Annotated in this window: 22 protein-coding genes; 9 read left to right on the top strand and 13 right to left on the bottom strand. The window is 69.6% G+C overall.

Annotated features, from left to right (window positions below):
• Positions 1-64: 64 nt before the first annotated feature.
• Complete coding sequence (locus tag H8N03_RS20890; protein WP_187078162.1) at positions 65-1,984, top strand: type IV pilus assembly protein FimV; 1,920 nt, start codon at positions 65-67, stop codon at positions 1,982-1,984.
• A 7-nt stretch (positions 1,985-1,991) separates the two neighbouring features.
• On the opposite strand, the gene H8N03_RS20885 is transcribed toward H8N03_RS20890, so the two are convergent.
• A complete protein-coding gene (locus tag H8N03_RS20885) occupies positions 1,992-3,182 on the bottom strand; it encodes an MFS transporter (protein ID WP_187078161.1) in 1,191 nt (396 codons plus the stop codon).
• A 58-nt stretch (positions 3,183-3,240) separates the two neighbouring features.
• Positions 3,241-4,248 (bottom strand): D-2-hydroxyacid dehydrogenase family protein, encoded by a 1,008-nt coding sequence (locus tag H8N03_RS20880; protein WP_187078160.1) that lies wholly within the window; start codon positions 4,246-4,248, stop codon positions 3,241-3,243.
• Between the two features lie 95 nt (positions 4,249-4,343).
• Here H8N03_RS20880 and H8N03_RS20875 point away from each other — a divergent pair, with 95 nt between their 5' ends.
• Positions 4,344-4,859 carry a DUF1993 domain-containing protein gene (locus tag H8N03_RS20875; protein WP_187078159.1) on the top strand — a complete coding sequence of 172 codons (516 nt, stop codon included), beginning with the start codon at positions 4,344-4,346 and terminating at the stop codon, positions 4,857-4,859.
• Between the two features lies 1 nt (position 4,860).
• Here the strand turns inward: H8N03_RS20875 and H8N03_RS20870 are convergent, their stop codons facing one another.
• A complete protein-coding gene (locus tag H8N03_RS20870; protein ID WP_187078158.1) occupies positions 4,861-5,205 on the bottom strand; it encodes a hypothetical protein in 345 nt (114 codons plus the stop codon).
• A 112-nt stretch (positions 5,206-5,317) separates the two neighbouring features.
• A complete protein-coding gene (lexA, locus tag H8N03_RS20865; RefSeq protein ID WP_187078157.1) occupies positions 5,318-5,989 on the bottom strand; it encodes a transcriptional repressor LexA in 672 nt (223 codons plus the stop codon).
• Between the two features lie 89 nt (positions 5,990-6,078).
• On the opposite strand from lexA, the gene H8N03_RS20860 reads away from it, so the two are divergent.
• From H8N03_RS20860 to H8N03_RS20850, 3 genes are read left to right on the top strand one after another with little or no spacing between them, the layout of a single operon-like run.
• Entirely contained in the window at positions 6,079-6,999 is a 921-nt protein-coding gene (locus H8N03_RS20860; RefSeq protein WP_255428319.1) for an asparaginase, read from the top strand.
• On the top strand, positions 6,999-7,418 hold the full coding sequence (locus tag H8N03_RS20855; RefSeq protein WP_187078155.1) for a hypothetical protein: 420 nt from the start codon (positions 6,999-7,001) through the stop codon (positions 7,416-7,418). The genes H8N03_RS20860 and H8N03_RS20855 overlap by 1 nt, the downstream gene beginning before the upstream one ends.
• A gap of 11 nt (positions 7,419-7,429) precedes the next feature.
• On the top strand, positions 7,430-7,897 hold the full coding sequence (locus tag H8N03_RS20850) for a DUF6152 family protein (RefSeq protein WP_187078154.1): 468 nt from the start codon (positions 7,430-7,432) through the stop codon (positions 7,895-7,897).
• Here the strand turns inward: H8N03_RS20850 and adk are convergent, their stop codons facing one another.
• From adk to H8N03_RS20820, 6 genes are all read right to left on the bottom strand, one after another.
• Positions 7,898-8,563: an adenylate kinase gene (adk, locus tag H8N03_RS20845; RefSeq protein WP_187078153.1), complete on the bottom strand. Its 666-nt coding sequence runs from the start codon at positions 8,561-8,563 to the stop codon at positions 7,898-7,900.
• Positions 8,564-8,689: 126 nt separating this feature from the next.
• Positions 8,690-9,451, bottom strand: coding sequence for a 3-deoxy-manno-octulosonate cytidylyltransferase (gene kdsB / locus H8N03_RS20840; RefSeq protein WP_187078152.1), 762 nt, complete (start codon positions 9,449-9,451; stop codon positions 8,690-8,692).
• A 4-nt stretch (positions 9,452-9,455) separates the two neighbouring features.
• On the bottom strand, positions 9,456-9,662 hold the full coding sequence (locus H8N03_RS20835) for a Trm112 family protein (protein WP_187078151.1): 207 nt from the start codon (positions 9,660-9,662) through the stop codon (positions 9,456-9,458).
• A 7-nt stretch (positions 9,663-9,669) separates the two neighbouring features.
• Positions 9,670-10,620, bottom strand: a complete 951-nt coding sequence (lpxK, locus tag H8N03_RS20830) for a tetraacyldisaccharide 4'-kinase (protein ID WP_187078150.1) — start codon at positions 10,618-10,620, stop codon at positions 9,670-9,672.
• Positions 10,617-11,042: an ExbD/TolR family protein gene (locus tag H8N03_RS20825; RefSeq protein WP_187078149.1), complete on the bottom strand. Its 426-nt coding sequence runs from the start codon at positions 11,040-11,042 to the stop codon at positions 10,617-10,619. The genes lpxK and H8N03_RS20825 overlap by 4 nt, the downstream gene beginning before the upstream one ends.
• A 4-nt stretch (positions 11,043-11,046) precedes the next feature.
• Positions 11,047-11,676, bottom strand: a complete 630-nt coding sequence (locus H8N03_RS20820; protein WP_187078148.1) for a MotA/TolQ/ExbB proton channel family protein — start codon at positions 11,674-11,676, stop codon at positions 11,047-11,049.
• Positions 11,677-12,047: 371 nt separating this feature from the next.
• On the opposite strand from H8N03_RS20820, the gene xseA reads away from it, so the two are divergent.
• Positions 12,048-13,355 carry an exodeoxyribonuclease VII large subunit gene (gene xseA / locus H8N03_RS20815; RefSeq protein WP_187078147.1) on the top strand — a complete coding sequence of 436 codons (1,308 nt, stop codon included), beginning with the start codon at positions 12,048-12,050 and terminating at the stop codon, positions 13,353-13,355.
• A gap of 37 nt (positions 13,356-13,392) precedes the next feature.
• Positions 13,393-13,974 carry a superoxide dismutase gene (locus H8N03_RS20810; RefSeq protein ID WP_187078146.1) on the top strand — a complete coding sequence of 194 codons (582 nt, stop codon included), beginning with the start codon at positions 13,393-13,395 and terminating at the stop codon, positions 13,972-13,974.
• A 78-nt stretch (positions 13,975-14,052) separates the two neighbouring features.
• On the opposite strand, the gene H8N03_RS20805 is transcribed toward H8N03_RS20810, so the two are convergent.
• From H8N03_RS20805 to H8N03_RS20795, 3 genes are all read right to left on the bottom strand, one after another.
• Positions 14,053-14,487: a DUF192 domain-containing protein gene (locus H8N03_RS20805; protein WP_255428317.1), complete on the bottom strand. Its 435-nt coding sequence runs from the start codon at positions 14,485-14,487 to the stop codon at positions 14,053-14,055.
• A gap of 74 nt (positions 14,488-14,561) precedes the next feature.
• The gene (locus H8N03_RS20800; RefSeq protein WP_187078144.1) at positions 14,562-14,780 is read right to left on the bottom strand and encodes a hypothetical protein; all 219 of its coding nucleotides are present in this window, start codon (positions 14,778-14,780) and stop codon (positions 14,562-14,564) included.
• A gap of 166 nt (positions 14,781-14,946) precedes the next feature.
• Positions 14,947-15,201, bottom strand: coding sequence for a hypothetical protein (locus tag H8N03_RS20795; protein WP_187078143.1), 255 nt, complete (start codon positions 15,199-15,201; stop codon positions 14,947-14,949).
• Positions 15,202-15,323: 122 nt separating this feature from the next.
• Here H8N03_RS20795 and icd point away from each other — a divergent pair, with 122 nt between their 5' ends.
• A complete protein-coding gene (icd, locus tag H8N03_RS20790) occupies positions 15,324-16,580 on the top strand; it encodes an NADP-dependent isocitrate dehydrogenase (protein WP_187078142.1) in 1,257 nt (418 codons plus the stop codon).
• Between the two features lie 127 nt (positions 16,581-16,707).
• The gene (locus H8N03_RS20785; protein WP_187078141.1) at positions 16,708-18,945 is read left to right on the top strand and encodes an NADP-dependent isocitrate dehydrogenase; all 2,238 of its coding nucleotides are present in this window, start codon (positions 16,708-16,710) and stop codon (positions 18,943-18,945) included.
• The last annotated feature ends 10 nt before the right edge of the window (positions 18,946-18,955 follow it).

Here is an 18,955-nt window from a genome sequence, read left to right as displayed (position 1 = left end):
ACGGGGCCCCTTCCTCGCGAAACTTTTTTGTCGCGGGAGCCCGGCCGTGCCTAGAATCGCCCCGATGTTGCACGCCGTTACCGTCCGTATCCTCGCCGTCGCGGCATGCGGATGGCTGCTGGCGGGGGAAGCCGGCGCGCTCACCCTGGGGCGTGCCCACGGCGCCGCGCTGATCGGGCGGCCGTTGGAAGTGACGGTGCCGGTCAGCCTCGACGCGGCCACCGGCGACAGCCCTTGCCCGAACGTCGAAGTGTTCTACGGCGACGCGCGCGTGGCCGCGCCTGCCGTGCGCTGGGAGGCGAGCGGCCCGGCGCAGGGCCAGGTGCGGATCACCTCCAGCACGCCCGTGGACGAGCCGATGGTGACCGTGTACCTGCGGGTCGGCTGCACGCAGGCGAGCACGCGGCGTTTCGTGCTCCTGGCCGAACTCCCCCCGGAGGAAGAGCCTGCCGCGCGTTCCGCGGCCACGCGGGCCGCGGCGCAGCCGACGGCACCGGGCACGCAGGCGCGGGCCGCGCCGGCGCCTGCCGCCGTGCCCCGCAGCCGCGCGGCGCCGTCAGCGGCGGCGGCACCTTCCGCGGCACCGCGCGCGCCCGTCAGGGCCCGGGCTCCGGCACCCGCCCCGCGTGCGCGGCGCGAGCCGCCGCAGGCACGCCTGCGGCTGGAACCGCTGGACCTGGGTGTCGAGCGCGCTCCCGTGCTGCGCTTCTCGCCCGAGCTGGCCACGCAGACCGGCGTGGACCCGCAACGCCGCGAGCAGCTCGTCACCCTGTGGCAGGCGCTGCAACGGTCGCCCGAGCAGTCCGTGGACGAGTTCGTCCGCTTGCAGGCTCTCCAGCAGGAGCTGGGCACGCTGCGCGACACGAGCCGCCAGAACCAGGCCGAACTCGCGCAGCTCAAGACGCAGGTGCAGGAGGCCGACGGCAGCCGGCAGGTGGCCCTGTGGCTGGTGCTCGCGCTCGCCGCAGCATTGGCGGCGCTGCTTGGCGCGCTGGCCTGGCGCTGGTGGCGCGTACGGCAGCTGGAGCAGGTGGGCCGCTGGTTCGAGGCGCACGGCGAATCGACGGAGGCGCATGCGCCCACGATCCCGGAAGAACCTCCGACGGCACCCCGCGAGCCGACCGTCGTGCCTGTGCCCGTCGCGCGAGCGCCGGCGGTGCGGCCGTCCGCTCCCGCGCCGGCGCGAACGCCGGCCTCCCCGCAAGCGCCGGCCTCGGCCTGGGGCGCGGGCGACGAGTTCCAGGCGAGCCGCGGCGGCACCTTGCGCATGGTCGGCGTGCAGGAGCTGATCGACGTCCACGACAAGGCGGACTTCTTCCTGTCCATCGGCGAGACCGAGCAGGCGCTCGCCGTGCTCGAGGCCCACGTGCACGACCAGGTGGAGACGGGGGCGCTGGCGTGGATGGACCTGCTGGAGCTGTACCACTCCCTGGGCCGGCGCGCGGAGTTCGAGCGCCTGCGCGCCGAATTCGGCCAGCGCTTCGCGGCGCAGGTGCCGGATTTCGAGCACTTCGACGAGCCTTCGGCTTCGCTGGAGAACTACGGCCGCGCGCTGAGCCGCATCGTCGCCCTGTGGCCCGCGCGGCGCGTGCTGGACGTGATCGAGGAATCCATCTTCCGCAAGCCGCACCTGCCGGGCGCGGAGCCGTTCACGCTGGAGGCGTACCGCGAGCTGGTCCTCCTGTACCACATCGCGCAGGACATGCTGGGCGAGGAGCCGGCGAGCGCGCCGCGTGCGACCACCGGCTTCAGCGAAACCTCGCTGCAGCCCCTGAACAGCCTGGACCTTCCGGACGAGCCGCCGCTGACGGAGCATGAGAAGCTGATGATCCCGCCCGCGTCCGCGCGGCTCGGCGTGGACATCGATCTCGGGGGCGAGGCCGTGCCCGACACCACCCCCGCGGACCTGCCCGGACTCGACTTCGACATCAGCACCTTCGATCCGGCCGCCCACGGACCGGACGCGGCGGACAAGCAGCGCTGACGCGCGTTCAGGCGCCACGCCGCGCGTAGTGCGTTGCGAGTGCGCTGGCGGCCATGGCGGCCAGCAGGCCCGCGAAGCCGGCCCAGTGCAGCGTGTGCATGCCGGCGTTCTCGATCAGCCAGCCGCCGGACGCGGCACCGAGTGCCTGGCCCGCGTACATCGCCGACGAATTGAGGGCGACCGAGGCTGCCGCGAGCGCCGGCGCGATGCCGACCAGCCGCGCCTGTTGCGCGGAGTTGGACGAGAAGCAGCCGAGCGCCCAGGGGACGCTCACCGCGGCCGCGAGCCACAGGCTCGTGCCCAGCGGGAACAGCAGCATGCTCGCCGCCATGAGCGCGATGCCGACCATCACCGCGCGCGCCGCGCCGATGCGGTCGATGTAGCGCGCCATCAGCATGTTGCCCACGAGCCCGAAGGCGCCGAACCACATGAAATACAGGCTCAAGGCGCCCGGCGTCAGCCCCAGCTCGCGCTTGAAGTAGGGCGCGAAGTAGGAGAACAGCACGAACTGCCCGCCGGCGTAGAGCACGGTCACCAGCACGCAGGTCATGAGCGCGCGCGAACGGAAGGTCTCGGCCCACGCGGCGCGGGAGAGGGCGGGCGGCTTCACGCCGTCGGGCATGGCACGCCACACCCACACCGCGCTGGCGACGCTCAGGACGGCCACCACGACGAAGGCGGCGCGCCAGCCCAGCGTGCCGCCGACGTAGGCCGCGAGCGGCATGCCGAGGACGGAGGCCACCGACCAGCCCACGAAGATGAAGGTGATCGCGCGGCCGCGTTGCTCGGGCGGCACCAGCAGGCCCACGCAGGCCGCGGCCTGCGGCGTGAAGATCGCCGGCGAGACCAGCGCCAGCACCCGCATCGCGAGCAGGAACGAGAAGCTCGGCGCGAGGGCGCACGCGAGGTGGAGCAGCGCGTACCAGAGCATGGACAGCGCGAGCAGCCGCCGGCGGTCCCAGCCCGCCACGAGCGCCGCGCAGAGCGGCGCGCCCACGCACATCAGGATCGCGCCCGCGGAAATGAGCTGCCCCGCCGTGGCCACCGAGACGGTCAGGTTGCCGCTGATCTCGTTGAGCGTGCCCGGCACCGTCATCACGCCCGTGCCGATCACGAAGTTGCCGAACAGCATGGGCCACAGCACCGCGGGCAGGGCGGTCCGCGGGGGCGCGGCAAGGGTGGTGGCGGACGCGGACATGGGCTCCCGGGGCGGGTTCACGGATGACGGGAGCGCATCATCCGTGTTTCGAATAACCCTAGCGGCGTACCTGCAGCGCGCCGGGATTGACGATGTTCGTCGGCGTGCCGCGGATGTAGTTCACGACGTTGTCGAACGCGGCACCGAAGTAGAGCTCGTAGCTTTCCTGCTCCACGTAGCCGATGTGCGGCGTGCAGATGCAGTTCTCCAGCCGCAGCAGCGCATGGCCTTGCAGGATGGGCTCGCTCTCGAACACGTCGATGGCCGCCATGCCCGGGCGGCCGCGGTTCAGGGCGGCGATCAGCGCCTCGGGCTCCACCAGCTCGGCACGCGAGGTGTTGACGATCAGCGAGGTCGGCTTCATGCGATTGAGGTCTTCCAGCTTCACGATGCCGAAGGTGTCCTCGTTCAGGCGCAGGTGCAGGCTGAGCACGTCGCTGTCGGTGAACAGCGCCTCGCGGCTGGGAGCGGCGATGAGGCCGTCCGCCTCCGCCTTCGCACGCGACTCGGGGCTGCCCCAGACCTGCACGCGCATGCCGAAGGCCTTGCCGTAGCCGGCCACGAGCTGGCCGATCTTGCCGTAGCCCCAGATGCCCAGCGTCTTGCCGCGCAGCACCATGCCCACGCCGAAGTTGGGCGGCATGGACGCGGACTTCATCCCGGACTGCTGCCAGGCGCCGTGCTTCAGGCTGCTGATGTACTGCGGCAGGCGGCGCATGGCCGTCATGATCAGCGCCCAGGTGAGTTCCGCCGGCGCGATGGGCGAGCCCACGCCCTCGGCCACCGCGATGCCACGCTCGGTGCAGGCCTCGATGTCCACGTGCGCGCCGACGCGGCCCGTCTGCGAGATCAGCTTCAGGCGCGGCAGCTTCTCCACGAGTTGGCGCGTGATGGAACTGCGTTCGCGGATCAGGACGATCACGTCCGCGTCGCGCAGGCGCACCGACAGCTGGCCGATGCCCTTGACGGTGTTGGTGAAGACCTTGGCCGGGTAGGCCTCGAGCTTGGACGCGCACTGCAGCTTGCGCACGGCGTCCTGGTAGTCATCGAGAATGACGATGTTCATTGCCCCCGATTGTGCCTTGGGTCCCGCGCTGTCCGCGGCAGGCGTCGCACGGCGGCGCTAGGATGCGGCCTTTTCGTTTCCAGGAGTTCCCGCGAATGGCCCTTTCCATGTACACCGGCAGCGTCCCCGTCTTCCAGCACATGCTGCGCAACCTGAGCCACATCCTCGACAAGGGCGAGGCCAGCGCCCAGGTGCGCAAGTTCGACGCCTCCGTGCTGGCGACCGCGCGCCTGGCGCCGGACATGCTGCCCTTCACGCGCCAGATCCTGATCGCCTGCGACGCCGCCAAGCTGGGCGTCGCCCGCATTTCCGGCGTCGAGGCGCCCAGGTTCGACGACACCGAGGCGACCTTCCCCGAGCTGAAGGCGCGCATCCAGAAGACGCTGGACTACCTCGCGACCGTGCCGGCGGACAAGCTGGACGGCACGGAGGACAAGGAAGTCACCTTCCCGGTCGGCCGCGACAAGACCCGCACCATGACGGCGCAGGCCTACCTCACCACCTGGGTGCTGCCGAACTTCTTCTTCCACGTGACGACGGCGTACGCGATCCTGCGCCACAACGGCGTGGACCTGGGCAAGGCCGATTACCTGGCGGGCGCGCAGAAGTAATTCAGCGCCAGCCCACGGCCCGCGCGAGCGTGCCCGTGTCGTTGCCCGCTTCCAGGGCGGCGAGCCGGTCGAGCTCCGCGCAGACGTCGGCCATGCGGCCGGAGATCACCATGCGCCCCGCCACGGCGCGCGAGGCGCACGGCTCCACCACCCGCACGATGCGCAGCGCCTTGGCCGGCTGCGGGCGCGCGGGCGGCTGGCGCACGGGCCCTTGCCACACCGGCGTGCGCACGGGCGCGCGCTCCGGCACGTACGCGGTGGCGCCAGGCCGGCCGGCGAAGAACGAAGCCAGGCCCTGCAGCGACGCGAAGAGGTTGGCCAGCGGGAGGAAGAAAGCGTTTGCCATGTGACAACTCCTTGGATGGAAAGACACAGGCAGGATTCACTGGGACATGCGGCGGCCGCAGGGTGATGGCGATGCCTCGCCATACGCCTGCCACCTGCGGACGCCGCGGGGGTTACATGAGCATGGTGTTGCGGATCAGGCCGACGGCCACGCCCTCCACCTCGAAGGGCTCGCCCGGTTCCACGACGATGGTGGGATAGTCCGGGTTTTCCGCGTGCAGCTCGATGAGGTGCTTGTTGCGCCGGAAGCGCTTGACGGTGACGTCGTCGCCCAGCCGCGCCACGATGATCTGGCCGTTCTTCGCTTCGCGCGTGGACTGCACGGCGAGCAGGTCGCCGTCCATGATGCCGGCGTCGCGCATCGACATGCCGCGCACCTTCAGCAGGTAGTCGGGCCGGCGCTGGAACAGCCCGCTCTCGACGTAGTAGGTCTGGTCGACGTGTTCCTGCGCGAGGATGGGCGAGCCGGCGGCGACGCGGCCCACCAGCGGCAGCGCCAGCTGCGCGAAACTCTGCATCGGCAGCTGGAACTGCTTGGTGCGCGACTCGTGCAGCGCCCGCAGCGTCTCGCCCTGCAGGCGGATGCCGCGCGACGTGCCGCTCACGAGCTCGATCACGCCCTTGCGCGCGAGGGCCTGCAGGTGTTCTTCCGCCGCGTTGGCGGACTTGAACCCGAGCTCGGCGGCGATCTCGGCGCGCGTGGGCGGGGCGCCGGTGCGCGCGATGGCGCTCTGGATCAGGTCCAGAATCTGCTGCTGGCGGGGCGTCAGCTTCGGTGTGTCCATGAACGCGGCTCCTGGCGCTTGCGCGAGAGGGTTACTGTGTTGTTATCCAGTATCTGTATTTTTGAACAGTTTGGGCGGGAATGCAAGTGATGCAGCGAAGAATCGTGGTACTGGGTACCGGCGGGACCATCGCGGGCCGCGCCGCATCGGCCGCGGACAACGTCGGCTACAAGGCCGGCGAGGTCGGCGTGGCGGACCTGCTCTCGGGGGTCGTGGCCCCGGAAGGCGTCGAACTCGTGGCGGAACAGGTCGCGAACATCGACAGCAAGGACATGGACTTCGCCATCTGGCGCAGGCTCGCGCAGCGCTGCGCGCACTGGCTGGACCAGGGCGACGTCGGCGGCGTGGTGGTGACGCACGGCACCGACACGATGGAGGAGACCGCGTTCTTCCTGCAGTCCGTGCTGGCACCGCATAAGGCCGTCGTGATGACGGGCGCGATGCGCCCGGCCACCTCCGCGGCGCCGGACGGCCCGCAGAACCTCGCGGATGCGCTCGCCGTCGCCGCTTCGCCGCAGGCCTCGGGCGTGTGCGTCGTGTTCGCGGGCACCTTGCACGGCGCCCCGGACGTGCAGAAGGTGCACCCGTACCGCCTGGACGCCTTCGCGTCGGGCGACGCCGGCCCGCTGGGCTACGTCGAGGAAGGTCGCGTGCGCATGTTGCGGGCGTGGCCGCAAGGCAAGCCGGTGCGCGCGGTGACCGCGTTGCCCGAGACCTGGCCGCGCGTGGAGATCGTCCTGAGCCACGCCGGCGCCGGGAGCGCCGTCGTCGACGCGCTGGTGCAGGACGGCGTCGCCGGCCTCGTCGTCGCGACCACCGGCAACGGCACCGTCCACCACGCGCTGGAAGAAGCGCTGCTGCGCGCCCAGGCCAGCGGCATCGCGGTGCGGCGCGCCACGCGCTGTCCGCTCGGGCGCATCCTGCCGCATGCGGGGAGCCGCCTGCCCGCGGCGGAAGGGCTCTCGCCGGTGAAGGCGCGCATCGCGCTCATGCTGGAGCTGATGGCCTGATGTTCGCGGGCCTGCAGTCGCACCCGTGGGCTTACCCGGTGCTGGAGATGGTGCACATCTTCGGCATCGCGCTGCTGCTGGGCAACCTCGTGCTGCTGGAGCTGCGCGTCTTCGGCCGCGGCGCCGCGCTGCCGGTGCTGCCGCTCGCGCGCCTCGCCTTGACGATCGCGGTGAGCGGCTTCGCGCTCGCGGCCGGCAGCGGCCTGCTGATGTTCGCGAGCCAGCCGGCCGAGCTGCTCGCCAACCGCGCCTTCACCCTGAAGATGCTGTTGATCCTCGTGGCAGGATGCAATGCGCTCTGGTTCCACGGACGCAACTCGCTCGCGCGCTGCGACGCAGCCGCGCGCGCGCAACTCGTGCTGTCCACCCTGACCTGGCTGGCCGTGCTCGCCTGCGGCCGCTGGATCGCCTACCGCTAGAAGGAGCAACGATGACGACCCGCCGTACCCTGCTGCTGGCCACGCTGGCCGCCCCGCTCGCTGCCCGCGCCCACCATGGCTGGAGCAGCTTCGACCAGGACCGCCCCGTCTTCGTGCAGGGCCGCGTGGTCGCCGTGCGCTGGCAGAACCCGCACGCGGAGCTGGAACTGGAACTGCCCCCCGACTACCGCCTCCCGGCGGACGTGGCTTCGCGCGAGGTGCCGGCGCAAGCCGCGCCCGTCGACGGCCGCGTGCTGCTGGGTCGCGCCGTGGCGCCCGCGCGCAAGGACCGCCGCTGGACCATCGAGCTCGCGCCGCTCACGCGCCTGGACGCATGGCGCGTCGCGCCCGTGAAGGTGGGCGCGACGGTGGGCGTGCTGGGGTACACGCTGCAGGGGGAGAAGGAGCCCGTCGTCCGGGCGGAATACCTCTACGTGGACGGCAGGGCGTACGGGCTGCGGTCCAGCCCGGCTTCGTGATCAGGCGCCGCAGTCGGCGAGGGCCGTGAGCGCGCGCGCGGTGATCTCGTCGACGCTGCCGAGCCCGTCGATCTTGCGCACCTTGGGTGCGTTCTGCGGGTCGGTCCTGGACCAGTTGCTGTAGTAGTCCACCAGCGGGCGCGTCTGCGCCGCGTAGACCTCCAGGCGCTTGAGCACCGTCTCCTCGCGGTCGTCGTCGCGCTGGATCAGCGGCTCGCCCGTCACGTCGTCCTTGCCGTCCACCTTGGGCGGGTTGAACTTGACGTGGTAGGTGCGGCCCGAAGCCGGGTGCGAGCGGCGGCCGCTCATGCGCTCGACGATCGCCTGGAAGGGCACGTCGATCTCCAGCACGCAGTCGATCTTCACGCCGGCGTTCTTCATCGCGTCGGCCTGCGGCAGCGTGCGGGGGAAGCCGTCGAAGAGGAAGCCGCGCGCGCAGTCCGGCTGCGCGAGGCGCTCCTTCACCAGGCCGATGATGATGTCGTCGCTGACCAGCGCGCCGGAATCCATCACCTTCTTCGCGGCGAGGCCCAGCGGCGTGCCCGCCTTCACGGCCGCGCGCAGCATGTCGCCCGTCGAGATCTGGGGAATGCCGTACTTCTGGCAGAGAAAGGTGGCCTGTGTTCCTTTGCCGGCGCCTGGCGCGCCCAACAGGATCAGTCTCATCGGGGGTCCTCGGATGGTTTTGGATTCGCTCGCGGCACTGCGGGCAAGGCGCCTCCCGCGCCGCCGTCGCACCTGTTGCCGCGGAGGATAGCACGCACCCTCTACGCGGAACTGACGCGGCGGGGGTCAGCCCAGGGCGGAAAAATGGCGCCGGACGCGCTCCAGGTCCTCGGGCGTGTCGACGCCGGGGCCGGGCGCCGCATCGGTCACGTGCACCGCGATCCGGTGGCCGTGCCACAGCGCGCGCATCTGCTCCAGGGCCTCGCAGGTTTCCACCGGCGCCTGCGGCATCTTCGGGAATGCGCGCAGGAAGCCCGCGCGATAGCCGTAGATGCCGACGTGCCGCAGCGGCGCGGGCGCGGGCAGGGCGGCGATGCCGTTCGCGAAGCCGTCGCGCCACCACGGAATGGGCGCGCGGCTGAAGTACATGGCCAGGCCGTCGGCCTGCAGGACCACCTTCACGACGTTCGGGTTGCGGAACTCGTCGACGCTGCCAATCGCGTGCGCCGCCGTGCTCATGCTGGCTTGCGGCCGCTGCTCGAGCAATTGCGCCACCGCGTCGATCAGCGCGGGGTCGATCAAGGGCTCGTCGCCCTGCACGTTGACGACCACGTCGTCCTGCTCCAGCCCGAGCAGCTCGCACGCTTCGGCGAGGCGGTCGCTGCCGGAAGGATGGTCGGCGCGCGTGAGCACCGCGCGCACGCCGTGGGCGCTGCAGGCATCGGCCACGCGCGAACTGTCGGCGGCGACGACGACCTGCGCGGCGCCGGACTGCTCGGCGCGCTGCGCCACGCGCACGACCATGGGCAGGCCCGCGATGTCGGCGAGCGGCTTGTCGGGCAGGCGCGTGGACGCCAGCCGCGCCGGGATCAGCACGGTGAAGCGCATCGCGCTAGACGAGCGGGGTGCGCGCGGGCAGGCGCTCGAGTTCGTCGTCGGAGAGCGTGCGGGCTTCCTCTTCCAGCAGGACGGGGATGCCGTCGCGGATGGGATAGGCGAGGCGCGCGCTGCGCGACAGCAGTTCCTGGCGCTCGCGGTCGTAGTCGAGCGGCCCCTTGGTCACGGGGCACACCAGCAGCTCGAGGAGGCGGGGATCCATGGCGCGATCATAGCCGCGCGTCCAGCAGCGCATCGAAGGCCTGCCAGAAGGCGGCGGGAATCTCTACCTGCAGCGGCACGGCCCAGGCATCGGGGCGCACGCGCCAGAGCTTGACCGCGTCCTTCTCCGTGCACACGAGCGTCGCGTCCGCGGCGAAGCGCTGCGCGTCGGCGAAGTCGTGGTGGTCGGGCAGGGCGTGCGTCGCCGCGAGCGTGAGGCCGCCGTCGCGCAGCATCCCGAAGAAGACCTCGGGGTTGGCGATGCCGGCCAGTGCCTGCGCGGGAACGCCCCGCAGTTCCGCCAGCGGCTTGCGCGTGCCGTCGGCGCGCACGGCGAAGGGCGCGAGCGCGCGCTGCATGGGCGTGGCGTCGACCCCGGGCGGTTGCCCGTGCGCGAGCACGAGGTCCACGCGCCGCGGCCACGGTTCGCGCAAGGGGCCCGCCGGCAGCAGCCAGCCGTTGCCCACGCCGCGCCCGTCGAACACGCAGACCTCCACGTCCCGGGCGAGCGCATGGTGCTGCAGGCCATCGTCGCTCACGATGACGCGCGTCGCGGGATACGACTGCAGCAGCGCGCGGCCCGCATCGGCGCGGCGAGGCGCCACGAAAACGGGGACGCCGGAACGCCGGCGCAGCAGCAGCGGCTCGTCGCCCGTGCGCGATGCCGGGTCGTCCGGCTGCACCTCGATGCAGGCGTCGCCCTCGCGCCCGTAGCCGCGCGAGACCACGCCCGCGGGGATCCCGCGCTGCCGCAGGTGGTCCAGCACGGCGAGCACCACGGGTGTCTTGCCTGCACCGCCCGCCACGACGTTGCCGACGACGACCACCGGCACGGGCAGGCGCTCGGGCCGGCGCCGCTTGCGATCCAGCGCGACCAGCGCGCCGTACAGGAGGGAGAGGGGATACAGCAGGCACGCGACCGCGCCGCGGCGCAGCCACGCGCGCTGCAGCGCGCTCACTTGCCGGCCGCCGCCGAGGACTGCGTGGCGAAGGTGATCTGCGACAGGCCGACGCGCCGTGCCGCTTCCATCACGGTGATCACGGACTGGTGCGGGGCGGTCGCATCCGCGCTGATGATGACCACGGAGTCCTTGCCGGCCTTGGCGGCATCGGCCAGCGACGGGGCGAGGGTGTCCGCGCTGCGGCCGTCCACGGCCACCTTGTTCACCATGTAGCGGCCGTCGGCCGACACGGCGACGATGACCTCCCGGGGGTAGTCACGCTGCGCCTCGGTGTCGGCCACCGGCAGCTTCAGCTGCATCTCGGTGAACTTGCTGTAGGTCGTGGTGAGCATCAGGAAGATCAGCACGACCAGCAGCACGTCGATGAACGGGATCAGGTTGATCTCCGGTTCGTCCTTGGCGCGGGGACGGAAGTTCATGCGTTCAGGCGCGGCGCAGGTGGTTCAGGTGGCGCGCGAAGCGTTCGGCGGCGAGTTCGAGCGTGAGCAGGTACTCGTCGACCCGGCCGCGGAAGTAGCGCCAGAAGATCAGTGCGGGGATGGCGACGATCAGGCCGAAGGCCGTGTTGTAGAGCGCCACCGAGATGCCGTGCGCCAGCTGCGCCGGGTTGCCGCCGGTGGCGGCGCCCGGGCTCTGGGAGCCGAAGATCTCGATCATGCCGATGACGGTGCCCAGCAGGCCCAGCAGCGGCGCGGCCGAGGCGATCGTCGCCAGGGCGTTCAGGTAGCGCTCCAGGCGGTGCGCCACGGCCCGGCCCGTGTTCTCCATGTTGGCCCGCAGGTCGGCCTCGGTGCAGCGCGGGTCCGAGTTCAGGGCGCGGAAGCCGCTCGCCAGAACTTCGCCGAGGGCGGAGTTCTGCTCGAGCTGCCGCACCACGTCGGGCGCGGGCACCGAAGTGCGGGACACGGCCAGCGCTTCGTCGAGCAGCCGGGGCGGGGCGATCTTGCCGGCCTTGAGGCTGATGAACCGTTCGATGATGAGGGCGAGAGCGAGGATGGAGCAGGCTACCAGCGGCCAGATCGGCCAGCCTGCGGCTTGTATGATCGAAAGCAAACGGGGGTCCTCCGCCGGGGTCTCTTTACTGCTGCAAGCACGCGTTTTTCGCGCGTCGCGTGCGGCGGATTATGAGGGACGCCGCCACTGTAGGATTCGTCCCCGCGCGCGTAGGACGCAATGCCGTGGCCGTAGGACGACACTCACAAAAGTTGTGGATAACTTTGTTGAGAAACCCCCCTCCCCAGGCCGCCGGGCCGCACCCACGCTTCACCGTGACAGAACGATGACGAAATGAGCAGGAAAAAACCGTTTGAAATCAAGGGCTTGCTCGGAAAAATCAGCATCCCCACGGTCGTCGTCGCGCGCAGCCCTGCATTCCAAGCTCTGTGGATGGATTTCCATGGGGTTTACCCGGAGGGACCGCTGGTTTGTTGACGGACGGTGCACCCGCTGCGGGCACGCGCCGCATCTGGGCCGTGGGCGCGCTCTGCCGCGCCGTGGCCGACGCGCTCGAGGCCCGCTTCAACCCCGTGGCCGTGCGCGGCGAGATCTCCGGCTTCTCGCGCGCCGCCAGCGGGCATTGCTACTTCGCGCTCAAGGACGCGCAGGGACAGGTGCGCTGCGCCATGTTCCGCCGCTCCGCGAGCCTGCTGGAATTCGTGCCGCGCGACGGCGAGCTCGTGGAAGTCACGGGCCGGCTCGGCGTGTACGAGCCGCGCGGCGACCTGCAGCTGGTCGTCGAGAGCATGCGGCGCGCGGGGCAGGGCGCGCTGTTCGAGCAGTTCCTCCGCCTCAAGGCGAAGCTCGAAGCCGAAGGGCTGTTCGACGGTGCGCGCAAGCGCGACCTGCCGCTGCTGCCGAAAGGGATCGGCATCGTCACCTCCCTCGGTGCCGCGGCGCTGCACGACGTGGTGACCTGCCTGCGCCGCCGCGCGCCGCACGTGCCCGTGGTGCTCGCCCCCTCGTCCGTGCAGGGCGGCCAGGCCGCCGGTGAACTCGTCGCGAGCCTGCAGTCGCTGTACCGGCTCGCCGAACGCGGCACGATCGACGTGATCCTGCTGGTGCGCGGCGGCGGCTCCATCGAGGACCTCTGGGCATTCAACGACGAGCAGCTCGCGCGCACGATCGTGGCGAGCCCGGTGCCCCTGGTGAGCGGCGTCGGCCACGAGACGGACTTCACCATCGCGGACTTTTGCGCGGACCTGCGCGCACCGACGCCCACGGCTGCCGCGGAACTCGCGGCCCAGCCGCTGGAGACCTGGCTTTCGGCGCTGGGCATGATGCACGAGCGCCTGCAGGAAGCCGCGCTGCGGCGCCTGGACCGCGCGAGCCAGCGCCTGGACCAGGCTGCGGCGCACCTCGGCCGGCCTTCGTCGCGCACGGCCCAGCAGCACCTGCGCATCGAGCGGCAGGCCCAGCGCCTGCGCTTCGCACTGGCCGCGCGCACCCGCCGCGCACAGGACGAGCTGCGCGCCGCGCGCGAGCGCCTGCGCACCGGCACGACGGCGCGCCTGGAGCGCGCGGGCCAGCGCTGCGAACGCCTGGAGATGCGCCTGCAGCTGCTCGATCCGCGGCTCGTGCTGCAGCGCGGCTACGCGCTGCTCACCGACGCCGCATCGGGACACCCCGTCACCAGCGCGGCGCAGGCCCATGCGGGCCAGCACGTGCGCGCCGCCCTTGCCGACGGCGAGGTTGATCTGCGGGTGCTGCCGCCCGGCGCGCAGAATCGTCCCTAGAATCCCCCGTTCAAACCACGAACCACCGAGGAAGAAGATGGAACACGTCCTGCCCCCCCTGCCGTACCCGATCGACGCGCTGGCGCCGCACTATTCGCAGGAGACGCTCGAATACCACCACGGCAAGCACCACAACGCCTACGTGGTGAACCTCAACAACCTGCAGAAGGGCACCGAGTTCGAGAACATGCCCCTGGAGGACATCATCAAGAAGTCCTCGGGCGCCATCTACAACAACTCCGCCCAGGTCTGGAACCACACCTTCTTCTGGAACTGCATGAAGCCGCAGGGCGGCGGCGAGCCCACCGGCGCGCTGGCGCAGGCGATCAACAGCAAGTGGGGCAGCTACCAGGCCTTCCGCGAAGCCTTCGTGAAGTCCGCCGTCGGCAACTTCGGTTCGGGCTGGACCTGGCTGGTGAAGAAGCCGGACGGCTCCGTCGACATCGTCAACACCGGCGCGGCCGGCACGCCCCTGACCACCGCCGACAAGGCGCTGCTGACCGTGGACGTGTGGGAGCACGCGTACTACATCGACTACCGCAACCTGCGCCCGAAGTTCGTCGAGACCTTCCTCGACAAGCTGGTGAACTGGGACTTCGCGGCGAAGAACTTCGCCTGACGTCCGTCATCCCCGCGAAGGCGGGGACCCAGGGCTTCCCCAGAAAGGGCCGCATCGCGGCCCTTTTGTCGTTCCGGCTTACTTGAACGGCGGCCCTTCCAGCTTCGCCCCCGCCTTGATCCCGCGCTTGGCGAACCACCCCTTGTTCATCTCCAGCACGTAGCGCACGGGCTTCGTGGAGCAGTGCGAGTCGGTGGTCTGCGGCTGCATCTCGTCGAGGTTCACGATCGTGCCGTCGTCGGCCACGAAGGCGATGGCCAGCGGCAGCAGGGTGTTCTTCATCCAGAAGCACTGCTGCGACGGCTGCTCGAACACGAACAGCATGCCTTCGTGCTGCGGCATCTCCTGGCGGAACATCAAGCCGGTCATGCGCTGCTCGTTGGTGGCGGCGACCTGGGCGTCGATGACGTGCATGCCCGCCCGCAGCTTGACCCGCGGCAGGTTCATCTGCGGTTCCTGGGCGAAGGCGGCGAACGCCAGCACGGCGGCGGCAAGGGCGAGGGACTTCTTCATGGGGTGCATTGTCGGGCGGGAATGAGAAATGCCCGCGCGCAGCGGGCATTTCCGTGATCCGGGCGAGCCGTGGCTCAGCTCTTCTTCTCTTCCTTCGTGGCGTCCTTCTTGGCGGTGGACTTCTTCGCGGACTTCTTGGTCGTCTTCTTGTCGGCCTTCACGTCCTTCTTCTCCGCCTTGGCTTCGGCCTTGGCACCGGAAGCACCCGCCATCGGGGCACCCGCGTGCGACGCGGCGAACGCGGTGGAGACGGCGAACAGGGATGCGACCAGGGCGGCCAGCAGCTTGCTCATGGAGAGTCCTTTCGAGGTGGTTCAGGTGTCTTCGACCACCCCGTGCAGGGCGGCCCATCCGTAACGGCATGTGGCCGCGGCGCGTTGACACCCGAGGGTTTCTCCCGAACCAAAGACAAGGGCCGCCCGAGGGCGGCCCTTGCTTCCAGGGATGGAAGACGCCGGATTACGACTTCTTCTCTTCCTTCTTGGCTTCGGCCTTCTTGGCGTCCTTCTTGGCGACCTTCTTCTTCTCGGTCTTGGCTTCGGCCTTCTCTTCCTTCTTCTCGGTCTTGGCGGCGGCCTTTTCTTCCTTCTTCGCTTCGGCCTTCACGGCGGGAGCGGCGGGGGTGGCGGGCGTCGCGGGGGTGGCCGGGGTGGCCTGGGCGAAGACGGCGGCGGAGAACAGGCCGGCGATCAGGGCAGCGAGGATCTTGCTCATGGTGTTTCCTTCGGATCGTTTTGGAAAATGCCTAACGAATGTCAGACATCCCGCCAACGCGGCAGTGCCGGCGGCGGTTGACAGCGCCCGGCCGCCGCCCGGCCGCGGGCTAGAATTTCCGCATGGCCTACCAGCACATCCAGGTCCCGTCGCAAGGCGAGAAGATCACGGTCAACGCCGACATGTCCCTCAACGTGCCGGACGAGCCGGTCATCCCGTACATCGAGGGAGACGGCACCGGCCTCGACATCACCCCGGTGATGCTCAAGGTGGTGGATGCGGCCGTCGCGAAAGCCTACGGCGGCCGCAAGAAGATCCACTGGATGGAGATGTACGCCGGCGAGAAGGCCACCAAGGTGTACGGCCCCGACGTCTGGCTGCCGGACGAGACCCTGGAGGCTTCGCGCGAGTACGTCGTCTCCATCAAGGGGCCGCTGACCACGCCCGTGGGCGGCGGGATCCGGTCGTTGAACGTGGCGCTGCGCCAGGAACTCGATCTCTACGTCTGCCTGCGCCCCATCCAGTACTTCAAGGGCGTGCCCTCGCCGCTGAAGGAGCCCGAGAAGACCAACATGGTGATCTTCCGGGAGAACTCGGAAGACATCTACGCGGGCATCGAATACGAAGCCGGCGGCGCCAAGGCGCGCAAGGTCATCGACTTCCTGGTGAAGGAGATGGGCGTCAACAAGATCCGCTTCCCCGAGACTTCCGCCATCGGCATCAAGCCGGTGTCCATCGAAGGCACGGAGCGCCTGGTGCGCAAGGCCTACCAGTACGCGATCGACAACGACAAGCCCTCCGTCACGCTGGTGCACAAGGGCAACATCATGAAGTTCACGGAAGGCGGCTTCCGCGACTGGGGCTACGCCCTGGCGAAGAAGGAGTTCGGCGCGGTGGAGATCGACGGCGGCCCGTGGTGCAAGTTCAAGAACCCGCGCACCAGCCGCGACATCATCGTGAAGGACGCGATCGCGGACGCCTTCCTGCAGCAGATCCTGCTGCGGCCGGCGGAGTACAGCGTCGTCGCCACGCTGAACCTCAACGGCGACTACATCTCCGACGCGCTGGCCGCGCAGGTGGGCGGCATCGGCATCGCGCCCGGCGCGAACCTGAGCGACTCGGTGGCGATGTTCGAGGCCACGCACGGCACCGCCCCCAAGTACGCGGGCAAGGACTACGTGAACCCCGGCTCCGAGATCCTCTCGGCCGAGATGATGCTGCGCCACATGGGCTGGACCCAGGCCGCGGACCTGATCATCAGCTCGCTCGAGAAGTCCATCCTGTCCAAGAAGGTCACCTACGACTTCGCGCGCCTCATGGACGGCGCGACGCAGGTCAGCTGCTCGGGCTTCGGGCAGGTGATGATCGACAACATGTGACGCGCGCCTGATCCAGAGCAAAGCCGCCCCCGGGCGGCTTTTTTCTTGGGTCGTTTCCACAGCGTAAAATAGGGGCTCGCATAGTGGCGATGCGCCGACCTCCACCAACTTCCTGAGAGACATCCACTTGGCTGCCGACCGTTCCAAGATCATCTACACGCTGACCGACGAAGCGCCGTACCTCGCGACGCATTCCTTCCTGCCCATCGTGCGCACCTTCGCGGCGGCGGCGGGCATCGACGTGGTGGAGAGCGACATCTCCGTGGCCAACCGGATCCTGGGCGAGTTCCCCGAGTTCCTGAAGGACGACCAGAAGGTCCCGAACACGCTGGCCGACCTGGGCAGGAAGACGCTGCAGCCGGACGCGAACATCATCAAGCTGCCGAACATCAGCGCGTCGCAGAACCAGCTGATCGCCGCCATCCGCGAGCTGCGCGCCCGCGGCTACATGGTTCCCGAGTACCCCGAGAACCCGAAGAACGACGAAGAGAAGGCGATCCGCCAGCGCTACGCCAAGGTGCTGGGTTCCGCGGTGAACCCCGTGCTGCGCGAAGGCAACTCCGACCGCCGCGCGCCGAAGGCGGTGAAGGAATACGCCCGCAAGCACCCGCACAGCATGGCGGAGTGGAGCCCGGCTTCGCGCACGCACGTGTCGCACATGGTCGGCGGCGACTTCTACGCCAGCGAGAAGTCGCTGACGCTGGACCGCGCGCGCGACGTCAAGATGGAGCTGATCACCAGGTCCGGCAAGACCGTGGTGCTCAAGCCGAAGGTCTCGCTGCTGGAAGGCGAGATCATCGACTCGATGTTCATGAGCAAGAAGGCGCTGCTCGCCTTCTACGAGAAGCAGATCGAGGACGCGCACAAGACCGGCGTGATGTTCTCGCTGCACGTGAAGGCCACGATGATGAAGGTCTCGCACCCCATCGTGTTCGGCCACTGCGTGCGCACCTTCTACAAGGACGCCTTCGCCAAGCACGGCAAGCTGTTCGACGAGCTGGGGGTGAACGTCAACAACGGCATGGCGAACCTGTACGAGAAGATCGCCACGCTACCCGAGTCCAAGCAGGACGAGATCAAGCTGGACCTGCACAAGTGCCTGGAGCACCGCCCGGCGCTGGCCATGGTGGATTCCGCCCGCGGCATCACCAACTTCCACTCGCCCAACGACGTGATCGTGGACGCCTCCATGCCCGCGATGATCCGCCAGGGCGGCAAGATGTACGGCGCCGACGGCCGCCTGCACGAAGCCAAGGCGGTGATCCCCGAGTCGACCTTCGCCCGCATCTACCAGGAGATCATCAACTTCTGCAAGTGGCACGGCGCCTTCGACCCGAAGACCATGGGCACGGTGCCCAACGTCGGCCTGATGGCGCAGCAGGCCGAGGAATACGGCTCGCACGACAAGACCTTCGAGGTGCCGGAAGACGGCGTCGCCAACATCACCGACCTCGCCACCGGCGAAGTGCTGCTCTCGCAGGACGTGGAGCAGGGCGACATCTGGCGCATGTGCCAGGTCAAGGACGCCGCCATCCGCGACTGGGTCAAGCTGGCCGTCACGCGCGCCCGCAACTCCGGCATGGAGGCCGTGTTCTGGCTGGACAACTACCGCCCGCACGAGTCCGAGCTGCGCAAGAAGGTCGAGAAGTACCTGAAGGAGCACGACACCAACGGCCTCACCATCAAGGTGATGAGCCAGGTGCGCGCCATGCGCTACACGCTGGAGCGCGTGATCCGCGGCAAGGACACGATCAGCGTCACCGGCAACATCCTGCGCGACTACCTGACCGACCTGTTCCCGATCATGGAGCTGGGCACCAGCGCCAAGATGCTGTCCATCGTCCCGCTGATGGCGGGCGGCGGCATGTACGAGACGGGCGCGGGCGGCTCCGCTCCCAAGCACGTGCAGCAGCTGGTGGAGGAGAACCACCTGCGCTGGGACTCCCTGGGCGAGTTCCTCGCGCTGGCGGTGAGCCTGGAAGACGAAGGCCTCAAGACCGGCAACAAGAAGGCGAAGATCGTCGCCGACGCGCTCGACGCGGCCACGGGCAAGCTCCTGGACAACAACAAGAGCCCCTCGCCCAAGACCGGCCAGCTCGATAACCGCGGCAGCCAGTTCTACCTGACGCTGTACTGGGCGCAGGCCCTGGCGGAGCAGAAGGACGACGCGGAACTCGCGAAGCGCTTCGCGCCGCTCGCCAAGGCGCTCGCCGAGAACGAGAAGAAGATCGTCGAGGAACTCAACTCGGTGCAGGGCAAGCCGGTCGACATCGGCGGCTACTACTTCCCGGACCGCGAGAAGGTCAGCGCCATCATGCGTCCGAGCCAGACCTTCAACGCCGCGCTCGCGGCGGCCCAGGGCTGATGCGCCCGGC

Source organism: Ramlibacter cellulosilyticus (genome assembly GCF_014297465.1).
GTDB classification, from domain to species: Bacteria; Pseudomonadota; Gammaproteobacteria; order Burkholderiales; family Burkholderiaceae_C; genus Ramlibacter; species Ramlibacter cellulosilyticus.
Note: the sequence above shows the minus strand (reverse complement) of the source record. Positions and strands in the feature narration are given on the sequence as shown.

Excerpts from the sequence above, each read along its gene's own strand:
- H8N03_RS20855 (WP_187078155.1), top strand. The coding sequence starts at position 6,999 with ATGTTCGCGGGCCTGCAGTCGCACCCGTGGGCTTACCCGGTGCTGGAG.
- H8N03_RS20890 (WP_187078162.1), top strand. The coding sequence starts at position 65 with ATGTTGCACGCCGTTACCGTCCGTATCCTCGCCGTCGCGGCATGCGGA.
- H8N03_RS20875 (WP_187078159.1), top strand. The coding sequence starts at position 4,344 with ATGGCCCTTTCCATGTACACCGGCAGCGTCCCCGTCTTCCAGCACATG.
- H8N03_RS20835 (WP_187078151.1), bottom strand. The coding sequence starts at position 9,662 with ATGGATCCCCGCCTCCTCGAGCTGCTGGTGTGCCCCGTGACCAAGGGG.
- icd (WP_187078142.1), top strand. The coding sequence starts at position 15,324 with ATGGCCTACCAGCACATCCAGGTCCCGTCGCAAGGCGAGAAGATCACG.
- H8N03_RS20825 (WP_187078149.1), bottom strand. The coding sequence starts at position 11,042 with ATGAACTTCCGTCCCCGCGCCAAGGACGAACCGGAGATCAACCTGATC.
- H8N03_RS20880 (WP_187078160.1), bottom strand. The coding sequence starts at position 4,248 with ATGAACATCGTCATTCTCGATGACTACCAGGACGCCGTGCGCAAGCTG.
- H8N03_RS20860 (WP_255428319.1), top strand. The coding sequence starts at position 6,079 with ATGCAGCGAAGAATCGTGGTACTGGGTACCGGCGGGACCATCGCGGGC.
- H8N03_RS20800 (WP_187078144.1), bottom strand. The coding sequence starts at position 14,780 with ATGAGCAAGCTGCTGGCCGCCCTGGTCGCATCCCTGTTCGCCGTCTCC.
- kdsB (WP_187078152.1), bottom strand. The coding sequence starts at position 9,451 with ATGCGCTTCACCGTGCTGATCCCGGCGCGGCTGGCGTCCACGCGCCTG.
- H8N03_RS20795 (WP_187078143.1), bottom strand. The coding sequence starts at position 15,201 with ATGAGCAAGATCCTCGCTGCCCTGATCGCCGGCCTGTTCTCCGCCGCC.
- lexA (WP_187078157.1), bottom strand. The coding sequence starts at position 5,989 with ATGGACACACCGAAGCTGACGCCCCGCCAGCAGCAGATTCTGGACCTG.
- H8N03_RS20870 (WP_187078158.1), bottom strand. The coding sequence starts at position 5,205 with ATGGCAAACGCTTTCTTCCTCCCGCTGGCCAACCTCTTCGCGTCGCTG.
- H8N03_RS20885 (WP_187078161.1), bottom strand. The coding sequence starts at position 3,182 with ATGTCCGCGTCCGCCACCACCCTTGCCGCGCCCCCGCGGACCGCCCTG.
- H8N03_RS20810 (WP_187078146.1), top strand. The coding sequence starts at position 13,393 with ATGGAACACGTCCTGCCCCCCCTGCCGTACCCGATCGACGCGCTGGCG.
- adk (WP_187078153.1), bottom strand. The coding sequence starts at position 8,563 with ATGAGACTGATCCTGTTGGGCGCGCCAGGCGCCGGCAAAGGAACACAG.
- H8N03_RS20850 (WP_187078154.1), top strand. The coding sequence starts at position 7,430 with ATGACGACCCGCCGTACCCTGCTGCTGGCCACGCTGGCCGCCCCGCTC.
- H8N03_RS20805 (WP_255428317.1), bottom strand. The coding sequence starts at position 14,487 with ATGAAGAAGTCCCTCGCCCTTGCCGCCGCCGTGCTGGCGTTCGCCGCC.